This is a genomic window from Desulfosarcina variabilis str. Montpellier, from assembly GCF_048565275.1.
GTDB classification, from domain to species: domain Bacteria; phylum Desulfobacterota; class Desulfobacteria; order Desulfobacterales; family Desulfosarcinaceae; genus Desulfosarcina; species Desulfosarcina variabilis.
This window is the reverse complement of the sequence record NZ_CP159846.1, coordinates 7,113,033-7,126,401: the sequence shown is the minus strand read 5'-3', so window position 1 is coordinate 7,126,401 and position 13,369 is coordinate 7,113,033. Positions and strand designations below refer to the sequence as shown.

Genomic DNA, 13,369 nt, shown 5'->3' with positions numbered 1-13,369 from the left:
GGAGAAAAAATGGGAACCCACACCAAGCCCAAAAAGCGTAAAACAGGCATCCCGCGCTTGGTGGAGATCGCGGGAACAAAGAAGTGGTGGCTGATCGGCTCGATGATTCTGGCCGTGGCCGCATCCATTGCCCAGTTCACGCCGTTTGTGGCCGTATACATGATCATCAAGGAGCTGGCCGCCCATGCGACGGACGTGCAGTTGTTGGACAAAACACTGATCTGGCGCTGGGGATTCATCAGCCTGGGGGCGATTTGCCTGTATGGCATCCTGATCTATGCATCGCTGATGCTCTCCCATATCGCTGCGTTCAACATCTTGTATGAATTGCGTGTGGCCATTGCCCGCAAGCTGGCGCGCCTGCCCCTGGGGTATTTCACCAAGCGCGCCTCAGGGGAAATAAAAAAGGTCATGTCCGAAGATGTCGAGCGTATCGAACTGTTCGTGGCTCACCACATTCCGGATGTGACGGCGGCGGTCGTTTTTCCGCTATTGATGATGGGCTATCTTTTTTATGCGGACTGGCGGCTGGCATTGGTCGTTCTGGTCGTATTTCTTTTTGCCGTGGCCATTCAGGCATCCATGATGCTGCGGCCCACACAGAAGAAACAATATGCCGACTATCACGCCGCCCTGGGGCGCATGAATGCCAGCATTGTCGAGTATGTGCGCGGTATCCAGGTGGTCAAGGTGTTCAGCCGCTCCATGGACAGTTTCAAGCGCTTGAAACAGGACATCGCGGATTTCAAGGATTTCTGCGTGGTGATCACTAAAAAATTCGCCCTGATTTATACCGGATTTCTCACCATGTTGTCGTCGACGATTCTGTTTATCACCCCCGTGGCGGTCTTTTTACTTCTCAAAGCGCCGTCCTATGTCGATTATCTGCCCACTGTATTCTTGTTCCTAATCCTGGGCGGGGGCATGTTTTTCCCGCTTTTGAAGCTGCTTTACATGAGCGGCTATCTCAACCAGAACACGCTTGGGGTCGGCCTGATCGACGATATCCTGGATAAGCCGGAAATCGCTCAGCCCGATGCCCCCAAAATGCCGACCGGCGCATCGGTTGAATTCTCGGATGTCACCTTTGCCTATGACCAGAAACCCGTGCTGAAAAACGTATCGTTTGTTGCCGATGCGGGCAGCGTCACCGCCCTGGTGGGCCCCTCGGGTGCAGGAAAAAGCACCATCGGCATGCTCACCGCGCGCTTCTGGGATACCGGCAATGGTCAGATCCGCATCGGTGATGTCCCCATCAAAAATATTCACACCAAGGATTTGATGGATCATGTGGCCTTTGTCTTTCAGGACAATATGCTTTTTTTCGATACCATTGAAGAAAACATCCGTATGGGTAACCGCTCGGCATCCTTTGATCAGGTGGTGGCGGCCGCCGGGGCGGCCCAGTGCCATGGATTTATCGAATCGCTGGAAAATGGCTACCAGACCCTGGTGGGCGAAGGCGGGACCTATCTGTCCGGTGGCGAACAGCAGCGCATTGCCCTTGCCCGGGCCATATTGAAAGATGCGCCTATCGTGGTGCTGGACGAGGCCACGGCCTATGCGGACCCGGAGAACGAAGGCAAGATTTTGGCGGCCTTCGCACGTCTCATTCAAGGCAAGACCGTTTTAGTGATCGCCCACCGGTTGTCCACCATCACCAACGCGGACCAGATTCTGGTGGTCGATAAGGGGAGCATTGCCGAAAGGGGCACGCATGACGCGTTGGTGGCCCGCGATGGGATCTACAGCCACATGTGGCGTACTTACACCCAATCGCGGGAGTGGGTGCTTGGCTTGCGCGGTGAAGGCGATGCTCTGGAAGGACCGGTTCCATTGGTTGCTGGGGCGGGGGGGTGATCGGTGGTCGGGAGAGTGGGTGAGTGGGTGACGGGGTGATCGGTTATCAGTGATCGGTAAACGGTGATCGGTACATACGACGGCAATGGATTCTTTCGAACGTCGAACATCGAACGTCCAACATCGAATGCTGAATAGTGAAGTCGCTTTGCTCGGGCGTTTCAACATTGAAGGACATCATCATCCAAAACTTATAAATGACAGAATCCCTCATTCGACGTTCGATGTTGGACGTTCAGCGTTCGATGTTCAACAAATAGGTGCTCGGTGATGGGGGCACCATGAAAAACTGTAGGAGCGGGCCATACCCGCGAACTTCGATTCCGATAGCGATAGGGACACCGGCCCCGATTTAAATGATGAAAAGGAGATTTCAACATGAACTACCAGGCCGTGATGAACGCCGCCACCATGGGCCGGCCCGAACGACTCAGGCCGCTCATCGGCTGGACCATCGCCGAGTATTTTTTTCGCGGTGCGCCGTATGGCATACTGCTGATGGTTGTCTGGGAGCTTTTCAAACCCCTGCAAGACCCCGGTACCGCACTGGATGTCAAGCGTGTCCTGTATTGGTGCGGGGCGTTTTTTGTATCGCTGATTCTGCTTTATTTGATCAGCCGCAAAGCCTATTTTTCGGCCTACAAGGACAGCTACGAAATCTGCGCCGACGGCCGGCTGGAAATTGCCGAACACCTTCGCAAACTGTCCATGGGGTTCTACAACACCCGGGATCCGGGTGACATCGGCGCCTATATCGTGTCCGACTATGCCAATATCGAGAACTTGCTGTCCCACCAGCTTCCCCAGATATGCGGGGCGCTTGCGGCCCCATTGGTGCTGTTGGCCTGCCTATCATTCATAAGCTGGAAACTGGCCCTGGCCGCGGCCCTGGTCATTCCCCTGGCATGGCCGGCAGCCTGGGTATCTTTCAAGATCATCAATCATTTCGGCATCAAACATCAGAAATACAAGGTGGACTCGGCCTCGCGTATGATCGAATACATCCAGGGTATCCGCCTGATCAAGGCCTTCAACCTGGGCGGGACCAAGTTCGACCGCCTGCAGAAGGCCTTTCATCGCTTGAAGGTTCAGAGCATCAAACTGGAAGCCGGCTCGGGACCGACCGTCCTGCTATCCTCTTTTGTGTTGAACGGCGGGTTCACCCTCATCATTCTCTTCGGTTTTACACTGCTGCTGGCCGATGAGGTTGCTCTGCCCGTGTATATCATGTTTCTCATTTTGGGGTCGCGAATCTACGAACCCCTTCTGCATGCGCTGATTTTCATGGCCGAGCTCAATTACTATAAGCTCGGCGTGGATCGGGTGGAAGCCCTGCGCCAGACAAAGCCCCTGCCTGAGGGCAACGTCGAGGCAAAGATCGTAAATCACAGCATCGAATTCAAGGATGTCTCGTTCAGCTATCACGACGCCAAGGTGTTGAACAACTTTGATCTATGTATCCCCGAGCATGCCCTGACCGCCCTGGTGGGCCCCTCCGGTTCGGGCAAAACCACCCTCACGCGGCTGATCTCCCGGTTTTGGGATGTGGATGCGGGAGAGATCCGGATTGGCGGAAAAAGTATCAAGGCATACACCAGCGATCATCTGCTGACCAATATCTCCATGGTGTTCCAGGATGTCTACCTGTTCAACGACACCATTTATAACAACATCCGCATCGGCCGGCCCCATGTCTCCCGGGAGGAGATCATCGCCGCGGCCAAAATGGCCCGTTGCCACGATTTTGTCACTGCCCTGCCCGAGGGTTACGAGACCATGGTGGGGGAGAGCGGCAGTACCCTGTCGGGCGGAGAAAAGCAGCGCATTTCTATTGCTCGCGCCTTGCTCAAGGATGCGCCCATTGTCCTTCTCGACGAAGCTACCGCAGCCCTCGACCCGGAAAACGAACTGTACATCCAGGCAGCCATCGATGAACTGGTGAAAAACAAAACCGTGGTGGTGATCGCCCATCGTCTCAACACCATATCCCGCGCCGACAAAATCGTGGTCATCGACAAGGGATCGATTGCGGAGGAGGGTACCCATGATGATCTGATGTCCCGTAAGGGACTTTATAAAGCCCTTTGGGATGAACAGCAGAGAGTGAAGGGGTGGAAGTTCTAAATAGCGTTCATCCAGAAACGGCGCCTCTCACCCGATTCCGGCGTTGGGCAACAAATTCAAATCCTCAAAATATTACCAATATTCCTCCGGTTTGAATTTGTTGGCCGCCTTGGACTCGGGCGAAATTCACCATTTCTGAACGGACGCTTGATAACTGACGAGGAGAAGAAAATGAATCTGAAGCTGAAAACAGCGTTGATGTTGGTTTGCTTGATGCTTTTTGGAGCCTTGGCAATACCCGGGGCGGCATGGTGCGAAAACACAGAAGGTGAACAATCCGTGAAACTGGATAGCGTGACCGTGACCGCCAACAAAATGGAAGAGGATATCAAGGATGTCCCCCAGAGTATTACGGTCATCAACGAGTTTGTTATGGAAGAAAAAGGCATTAAGGATATTTCCGGCGTGGTTCAAGAAATCCCCAACATGTACGTCTCGCCCGGTGTTCATGGCAACGCGCTGAGTTTCAGGGGACTCAATCCATCCATGTTTACGAACAACAATCCCGTAGTCCTGTATATCGACGGCGTGCCCACGACAGACAAATACGCTTTTGATGCCTCACTTGCCAATGTGGAGCGGATCGAGGTTCTGCGCGGCCCCCAGGGAACGCTTTATGGCAAGGACGCCATCGGCGGGGTGATCAACATCGTCACCAAGACCCCGACCAATCTCTGGCAGGGAAAGGTTGGCGCCGAATATGGCAGCTTCAACTACATGCAAGGGATATTCAACGGGAATGGGCCACTGGTAAAAAACAAGCTTTTTCTGGGCATTAACGGGCAGTATCAGCAAGATGACGGGTGGATCGATAATATCCATGCCGGGATGGATTCGGATGCCAATCGGTCAAAGGATCGGCGTATTTCCGGCTACCTTCTGTATACCCCCATAGAGCGGTTCACGGCACGTCTCACCCTGTCCGATGAGTATACCGAAGATTCGTGGACGAACGGGTATGCACTGCCAGGCGGGTCGGATTTTGATGAGGTTGACCGGGATGATGCCGAAGAGGTCGACTTTGATGTTCCCACGGACGTAGACCAGGCGCGCTTTTCGCAAAGCCTGAACCTGAGCTATGCATTCGAGCCGATGACCCTAACCTCGACCACCACCCACAGCAATTTTGATATCGAAGGCGATTACGATGCGGAGTACAGTGCCAATCCCATGTATGCGGGCCTCAAGCAGTTTAATTACAGTGAGGTTGATACCTACACCCAGGAACTGCGCTTGTCCAGTAACAGCCAGACCGGAATCCGCTGGGTGGCCGGTGTTTACTTTGACTGCGAAGATCGCGATCAAGGGCCCTATGGCATGCAGTTTCCAAACTACGACCCGGTGACTTACGACTTTCTCGGCAACTATGAAATGAATGCCGAATCAGAATCAGACAGCACCACGTATGCGGCCTTCGGCCAGATTATTGTGCCGTTTGCCAATCGGTTTGAGCTGACCCTGGGCGGCCGGTATCAGCATATCGACAAAGAGATTGATCTGGATATGTATTATCTGCCGGTGGGAACGACCGGGCCGGCCTATTTCTCCTACGCCGGAGATAAAGAATGGGATGTTTTTCTGCCCAAAGCGGCCTTGCGCTATGGCCTGAACGATAATTGGAACACCTATCTATCCTATTCCCATGGGTACATGCCTGGAGGATTCAATTATTTTGCCACCTCCGGCACGGCCGAGGATAACAGCTTTGAACCCCAACAATCAAAAAATTATGAGGTGGGCATCAAGGGGACCATGGAACGACTGCGGGTGGCGGCATCGCTGTTTTATATGGATATCGAGGATATCCATGTCTACAAGGCACAGGGGACCGGCATCTACTATACAGACAATGCAGACAGTGCCCATTCACAGGGGGTTGAGCTGGAGCTGTCGTATCGTCTCACCGACGCGATCGAGCTGACCGGTGCCTTTGGTATTACTGAAGCGGAATACGATACCTATGATGCTGGCGACGGTATATCATTTGACGGGCAGGACATCCCGAATACACCTGCCTACACGGCCACCGCCGGTATCTCCTATGCGCATCCCGGCGGCATTTATTCCCGTGTTGATCTAAAAGCGCTTGGCGAAGTCTATTTCTATGATGACGCCAATAAGAGTTTTGTCAAGGAAGATGCCTACACGGTGGTCGACGCCAAAATCGGTTATCAGTTTAAAGACTGGGATCTTTATGTCTATGGAAAAAATCTCACCGATGAAGAGTATGTCACCGATTTTATGTCCAACAGCAACCTCATGTTGGTGGACTTCGGCGATCCGAGAACATTCGGGGTGGGATTGCGGTACCGGTTTTGACTGGCATGCAGGTGATGAGCGCAGCGCGCACGCCACAGGCTTCGTTCAGGCTTTCCGTAGGGGTGAAAAATTTTTCGCCCTCCTGTAAACGCGCAATCGCGACGATTCTTGATGATCATGGAGACGATGCATGCAGTGGGCGCGGATCATAAGTCAAAGCGGTATTACCAGCGAAAAATGCCAAAAAGCGGTGCTATTGGGCAGTCTGTACAGCTCCCAGATGCTGGGGCTTTCCTTCGTGGTTATGGCCATTCCCGCCATCCTGCGTCAATCCGGGGCCGGCTTGGATAAACTCGGATGGATTTACGGCTTGGGATTTCTCTGGTCCCTGAATGTGCTGTGGGCGCCCCTGGTGGACCGCTACGGTTCGCGTCGGCATGGCCACTATCGTATTTGGCTGCTTGTCATGCAGGCATTGCTGATCCTGGTCATGCTGTCCGCCTCCTGTTTTGTCATGCCGGAGCAACTGCCCATATTGATGGTCTTTTTCGCCGGCTTGTGCCTTGCCTCCGCCACCCAGGATATCGCCGCGGACGCCCTGGCGGTAAAGATCCTGGCACCCGGGGAACGGGGCCTTGGCAACGGTATTCAGTCGGCGGGCAACCTCATCGGCGGAATGATCGGTGGCGGTGTTGTGTTGATGGTGTATGGCCGGCTCGGATGGCAGGGAAGCATGTGGGCGCTTGCGGCCGGGACCGCACTGCCGTTGATGGTCATCCTGCGCTTTCGGGAGCCGCCCTCGCCCATGGAGCGTGGTGAAAAAGACGTCGGCTTCGGTGTGCTGGTCCGTTTTTTCAGGCGGCCCGGCATCTGGCATTGGCTGACGGTTCTGCTGGTATTCCGAGCCGGCAACATGGTCAACTACGGGCTGATCACGCCCATATTGGTCGATTTGGGTTGGGGGCTTGATCGCATCGGTTTTTCCCTCAACATCGTGGGGCCGCTTTTCGGTGTCGCCGGCAGTGCGTTAGGCGGCTGGATCGTCGGTTACCAGGGACGCAAGCCGGCCCTGCTGTTTTCCATTGGGCTGGTGGGACTGGCCAGTGTGGGGTTGATGATTCTCGTTCGCGGGGTCCACAGTCAATTGATGGTTTGCGCCATTATCGGACTGATGATGATCGCCTACGGCGTTGCGATTGCCGTCATGTACACGATCATCATGGACAACGCCGATCCCGCCTCCGCCGGATCGGATGTCACGCTGCAGATGTCGGTCTCAGGGCTTTTCTCATTTGCATTCGGCGGATTGTCCATGCATGTGGCGGAATTCATCGGGTATACCGGTGTACTGGTGGTGAGTTTAGGACTTGGCGGTATAACGTTTTTTCTCGTCTGCCGGTATGATGGGCTTGGATTCAGGCAATCGATCGGCCCGCGACGCAAGACCAACCCGACCGCGGCATCCATGGATAGGGACGCATCAACGACACAAGGCGTGGGGTAAGCAATAATGGGCGGTAATCGTGAGAAAAAAACGGTTGACATCAATACAATTCAAATATAGATAGGGTATAAAAACAAAAGAAGATAAATAAAATAGACTGCGTGCCTTACGATTCTCGACGTTCCATTGGTGCGAAGCAGAGTGAAGGCGCAAACGGGGATTCCGGCTGGACCGGACCGCTTGCGCCTTTTGGTTTTTAGGGCAGGTATTTTCAAGGAGGTTTTCCAATGGGCATCCAAAAACAGTTTTTAAAACGCAAACCCCTGTGCAAAGTTACATTTAAACAATGCGGAGGTATATAATGAAAAAGCCAACGGATCTGCGTGTCACAACCCGCCGGTCGATCGAGGTTGCCGTTGTTTGCCGGCCATTTACCAGTGGCGGCGTGGACAACACGACGGAAGGTGTAATGGTTAATTTCTCAAACCAGGGGTCTTATATCGAAGCCCGGGGAAAATACAATGCCGGAACCATCCTTGTGGTAAGAACGGTGGGGGGTATGAAGGCGCCTCCATCAACTGAAAGCGGGCAACCCCGTTCGATCAGTCTGGCTGAAATCAAATGGCTGCGCAAAAAGGACGGCAAAAATGGCCGCTGCTACGGGCTTGGGTTGAGATATCTCGATTAATTTCTTCTTCATTCCCTCCATGGCCCTCTTTGCCGGCCCCGCCGCCAATGCCTCCTTCAGTGCTGGCAAAAAGGACTTTTTCAGTTTCCCCTAATGCTGAACCATTGGGGGAAACACCCGCCTTTCCGCTAATCCTTTATTTCCTCCGGCTTTTGCAACATTGGGGTGTATAGGCCAGGCCGGTCTTTCTTTGACCGACAAAAGTAGTTCCTGCACCGTTAGCCGTTTCATAAGAAGATTTGCTAAATAAGGACTCAAACCGGTTGAACAAATTAAGAGGCTGCTTTGAGAAGTTTGGATCAGGCCCGATAACAAGGCGGAAAGTGGCTCAAAAGCGGAGCATATGCGGAATATGTGAGCATTTTGAGGCAGTTTCCAACGCCGTTAGCGGGCCTTAGACGGATTTATCAAACTGGGTCTGAAGGCCTTTAATGGATTTTAGGATAGGTGCAAAATGAGAAAGCAAAAACAGTTCAACCTTATCACAGTATTGTTGCTCCTTTTTTTTCTAATTCCGGGTGCCCATGCTGAGCAACTGTCCGGAAAAAAGATCATGACCCGCGTGGACGAACGGCCCGACGGCGATGATCGTAAATCGATTTTGACCATGACCCTGGTCAACAAGAGCGGTCGGCAACGGATTCGTAAAGTCGAGAGCTTTTCCAAGGATTTCGGAAAGGACAAAAAGTCGGTGATGGTATTCAAGAAACCTGCAGATGTGAAAGGCACCGCATTTTTAAACTGGGAATATGACGCCCCAGACCGGGAAGACGACAAATGGCTCTACATGCCGGCCATGAAAAAGGTGCGCCGTATCAGCGGGGCGTCCAAAAACGAATATTTCATGGGCAGCGATTTCACCTATGATGACATGGGCGATCGCAACGTCGAAGAAGACACTCATGCCCTGCTAGGTGAGGAAAGCGTGAACGGCCATGACTGCTGGAAAATCGAATCGGTCCCCATCGATCCGGAAGACATGTACACCCGCAAAGTACTGTGGGTGTATAAGGCGGCTGACATGGTGATCAAAGCCGAATATTACGACAAGGACGGACTGCTCAAGATATACAATGCCCTGGATTTCAGAGAGCAAGACGGATTCTGGACGTTGTTTCGCTCCCAGATGGATAACGTCTCACGCAACCATAAGACCATCATGACCGTGTCTTCGGTTCAATACAACAGCGGCATCAAAGACGGCTTGTTCAGGGTGGCCAGCATCCAGCGAGGCGCCATTCGTTGAGACGTTCAGCTGGCCTGCTGTTCATGGTCGTTCTTTTAATTGGCGGGTTCACGACGTGGGCGATGGCGGGCGAAATGTTGGGTCCCTGGCTGGAGCCATTTTCACTGTCGGGATGGGCCGAGGCCATTCAATCCATGCGCACCCACCGTCCCAACGACGCGCTGACCTCCCGGGCGCGCCTGCGGCTGGAGATGTCCGCGGATTTCGATGCGATTTATGGATTTGTCTCCACGGATGCCGAGAAAAACTGGCAGATCGATGATGAAACCGGCGTGGACCTGCAGGAAGCCTGGCTGGAGTACACTGCGGCCGGTTGGGATCTGCGCATGGGGCGCCAGATTATCATCTGGGGAAAGGCCGACGGCGTGCAGATCACCGATATTGTTTCGCCGCCGGACTATACCGAGTCGATCACCCGGGACCTGGATGAGATCCGTATGCCCGTGGATGCGGCCAAGTTCAGACTGCTGGGGGATGTGGTGGTTACTGAACTGATCTGGATTCCGGTTTTCGAGCCGGCCGTGCAGCCTGAAGGCGACAATCCCTGGGCCGTGGAAACCACACTGCCGGAGAACGTGCACGTGACCATGGCCGATCCCATTGAACCGGACACGAGCCTGGAAAACAGTGAAATCGGCCTTAAGGCAGCTGCCTATCTGTCCGGCCTGGATGCAGCCGCATCGGTCTTTTACACCTGGGATGACAACCCGGCCTACCACCGCACCCTACGAATCGAGGGCGATGATTTCTTTGTCGATTATGCGCCGCAGCATCACCGCTTGACCGTGCTGGGTCTCGAATTCTCGCGGCCCTGGTCGGACTACGTTTTCCGGGGTGAAGCGGCCTACTATATCGGCAAGTATCACGAGACAGATACGATCGCCCTTGATCCGATGCAAAAGGACCTTTTCAAATGGCTGGTTGGCGTGGATTGGACGCCCGGCAATGACTGGAGCGTGATCGCCCAGTTTATCGTAAGCCACATCATCGATCACGACGCGCGCCTGGCTGATGAGGCCCACGAATCCTCGGTTACGCTGAATGTCTCCAAAGATTTACTGCACCAGACCCTGACCCTGTCCAACATGCTCTACTACGACTTGAACGAAAACGAGATCTACATCCGGCCCAAGGCGGATTATGCTGTTACCGACGCGTTTCATTTCCTGATGGGAGCCGATATTTTCTGCGGGGATGATGGTGATTTCGGCCGCTACCGGAATAATAGTCAGGTGTGGGTGAAGGCGAAATACAGCTTCTAAAACCGTTTTGATATCACCGTAGGGGCGAAAAATTTTTCGCCCTTACAACATATCAGCAGGGAGGCAACATGTTAAATATTGAAAAAATCAACCAATGGTTCCGGGGCGCGGCGCAAATCATCCTGCGTTTCAGGTGGAGCAATCTCATCGTTTTTGCCCTGATTATGGCCGCCGCCGTTATGGGGCTCGGTCGATTAGAGACCGAGATCGATCAGGACAATTGGTTTTTGGAGGATGATGCCCTGTTAGCCGCCAAGGCCCGTTTCGAAGAGATCTTCGGCAATGACGACTACTGTGCCGTGCTGGTGGAGGCGGACAATGTTTTCAGCGCCCCGGTGCTTGAGAAAATCCGCGAACTGGGACGCGAACTGGAGGAAAAAGTCCCCTATGCGGATGATGTGGTCTCCCTGACCGATTTCGAGTTCACCTATGGTACCGCGGATGGCGTGCAGATCACCGATCTGGTGCCCGACCCGGTTCCCACGGATGCCAAACAGCTTGAGCGCATTAAAACCCAGGCCCTGTCCAAGCCGTCCATGAGAAATCGGATCGTCTCGACCGATGGCCGGCAGACCTGGATCATGCTGCGCATGAAGCCCATACCGGATGCGTGGGAGAAAGATACCGACGAAAATCCTGATCTGGCCATCGGCCGTATTGTCAACGAGATTACTGCCCAGGAGAAATACACGATCCTGAACCCCAAAAATGCGGGGCTGCCCGTCATCAATGTGGACAAACGCAATTTTTTTAGCAAGGAAACCCCCCGCCTGATCGGATTGTCGCTACTGCTCACCGTGATCGTACTGGCCATTGCCCTGCGCAGCGTCCGGGGGGTGGTGTTCCCCCTATTGACGTCGGTCAGCGCCATGCTGATCGTCTTTGGTGCCCAGGGCTATTTGGGCATCACCAATGACCCGTCCATGATATTCCTGCCGATTTTTCTAAGCCTGGCGGTCTCCGTGGGCTATTCCATTCACCTGTTCAACTATTTCAAGCGGTCTTTCCTGCAAACCGGCCTACGGGAGCAGGCCCTCGTGTATGCCATCGAGGAGACCGGTTGGCCGCTTCTGTTCAGCGCTCTGACCACTGTTGCCGCACTGCTCTCCTTTGTTTTTATTCCCTTAAGGCCCATCCGCTGGGTCGGGCTCACCGCCGCCTGCCTGGTGGCGGTAACCTACCTGCTGGTGATTGTGCTGCTCCCATCGCTTTTAAGTTTTGGTAAGGACCGCAAGCCCCATGCGGTCTACAGCCAAAAAGGCGGCCGGTGGGTGGAGCGGATCATGGCTTTTTTAGGGGCCCGCGTGCTCTCACGCCCCAAAACCAGTATCGTCATCTTCACTTTGGCCGTTGCCGTCTGTATGGTGGGAATTACCCGTTTCGAGGTTTCCTTTGATATTCGCCGAACCTACGGTTACAAGGTCCCTTACATCAAGCGCCTCAACTATATCGGTCAATCGCAGGTGGGTGCGCTATACTCGTACGACGTCGCCTTTGAGCTTCCCCGACCTGGCGATGCCAAGGATCCGGACACTTTGAGAAAATTCGATCAACTGGTCCAGGAGGTCAAAAAATTGCCCCTGACCAAAAAAGTCACCTCCCTGGTCGATATTGTCAAGGACATGAACCAGGTGCTGAGCGCCGGTGATCCCGATTTCTACCGTATTCCGGAGACCCGTCAAATGATCGCCCAGCAGCTTTTGCTGTATGAGAACGCCGGGGGGATGGAAAGCGAAAAATGGGTGGACTATGACTATCAGCGCCTGCGCCTGATGGTGGAGATCGGTGACTACAGTTCCGCGGAAGCGGCCCGGGAGCTGGCGTTGATTCAAAAACGGGGCAAACAGCTTTTTCCCGACGCGCATGTCTTTCTGATCGGCTCCATCTCCCAGTTCACCGTCATGATGGATTATGTGACCTGGGGCCAGGTCAAGTCCTTTTTCATGGCGCTGGGGGTGATTGCCCTGCTCATGACCATCGTGTTCGGCAATCTTAAAACCGGCCTGATCGGCATGGTTCCCAACGTGGCGCCGGCCCTGGCCGTGGGTGGCATCATGGGCTTTGCCGGCATCCCGCTGGATATGATCACGGTGACCTGCATTCCCATGCTGCTGGGCCTGGCCGTGGATGATACGATTCATTTTATCAATCACAGCCAGCTCGAGTTCATGCGCACGAGAAGCTATGCCGAGAGCACCCGCCGCGTGTTCATTTCCGTCGGCACGGCACTTTTTCTCACCTCCACGGTGCTGATCGTGTGCTTTTCAGCCTACCTCATCTCGTCGATGAACGTGTTCGTCAACATGGGGTTCCTTGTTTCGGCCGGTATCCTGGCAGCCCTTCTGGCCGATTATTTCATCACTCCGGTGCTGCTCAACTGGGCCAAACCTTTTGGGCATGAGACATCGGTGGAACGAAAAAGGCGCGGTGCAGCCACCGCTCGTCCGGCGCCGGCGATGCCGGCCAAAGGGGATATCTGAACACCG

General features: G+C 54.0%; 8 protein-coding genes. All 8 read left to right on the top strand.

Features of this window, described 5'->3' with window-relative positions; genetic code table 11:
* Nucleotides 1-9: 9 nt before the first annotated feature.
* The 8 genes from Dvar_RS32190 (at nucleotide 10) to Dvar_RS32155 (ending at nucleotide 13,363) form a co-directional block, all read left to right on the top strand.
* Nucleotides 10-1,860 (top strand): ABC transporter ATP-binding protein, encoded by a 1,851-nt coding sequence (locus Dvar_RS32190; protein ID WP_419657227.1) that lies wholly within the window; start codon nucleotides 10-12, stop codon nucleotides 1,858-1,860.
* Nucleotides 1,861-2,238: 378 nt separating this feature from the next.
* Nucleotides 2,239-3,984, top strand: coding sequence for an ABC transporter ATP-binding protein (locus Dvar_RS32185; protein WP_419657226.1), 1,746 nt, complete (start codon nucleotides 2,239-2,241; stop codon nucleotides 3,982-3,984).
* A 171-nt stretch (nucleotides 3,985-4,155) separates the two neighbouring features.
* Entirely contained in the window at nucleotides 4,156-6,303 is a 2,148-nt protein-coding gene (locus Dvar_RS32180) for a TonB-dependent receptor (RefSeq protein ID WP_419657225.1), read from the top strand.
* A gap of 130 nt (nucleotides 6,304-6,433) precedes the next feature.
* A complete protein-coding gene (locus tag Dvar_RS32175; protein ID WP_419657224.1) occupies nucleotides 6,434-7,747 on the top strand; it encodes an MFS transporter in 1,314 nt (437 codons plus the stop codon).
* Between the two features lie 301 nt (nucleotides 7,748-8,048).
* Nucleotides 8,049-8,375 carry a hypothetical protein gene (locus Dvar_RS32170; RefSeq protein WP_419657223.1) on the top strand — a complete coding sequence of 109 codons (327 nt, stop codon included), beginning with the start codon at nucleotides 8,049-8,051 and terminating at the stop codon, nucleotides 8,373-8,375.
* A gap of 454 nt (nucleotides 8,376-8,829) precedes the next feature.
* Nucleotides 8,830-9,621, top strand: a complete 792-nt coding sequence (locus tag Dvar_RS32165; RefSeq protein WP_419657222.1) for an outer membrane lipoprotein-sorting protein — start codon at nucleotides 8,830-8,832, stop codon at nucleotides 9,619-9,621.
* Nucleotides 9,618-10,883 (top strand): DUF1302 family protein, encoded by a 1,266-nt coding sequence (locus Dvar_RS32160; protein ID WP_419657221.1) that lies wholly within the window; start codon nucleotides 9,618-9,620, stop codon nucleotides 10,881-10,883. Before Dvar_RS32165 ends, Dvar_RS32160 begins: the two co-directional genes overlap by 4 nt.
* Nucleotides 10,884-10,951: 68 nt before the next feature.
* Nucleotides 10,952-13,363, top strand: coding sequence for an efflux RND transporter permease subunit (locus Dvar_RS32155; RefSeq protein ID WP_419657219.1), 2,412 nt, complete (start codon nucleotides 10,952-10,954; stop codon nucleotides 13,361-13,363).
* Nucleotides 13,364-13,369: the final 6 nt, after the last annotated feature.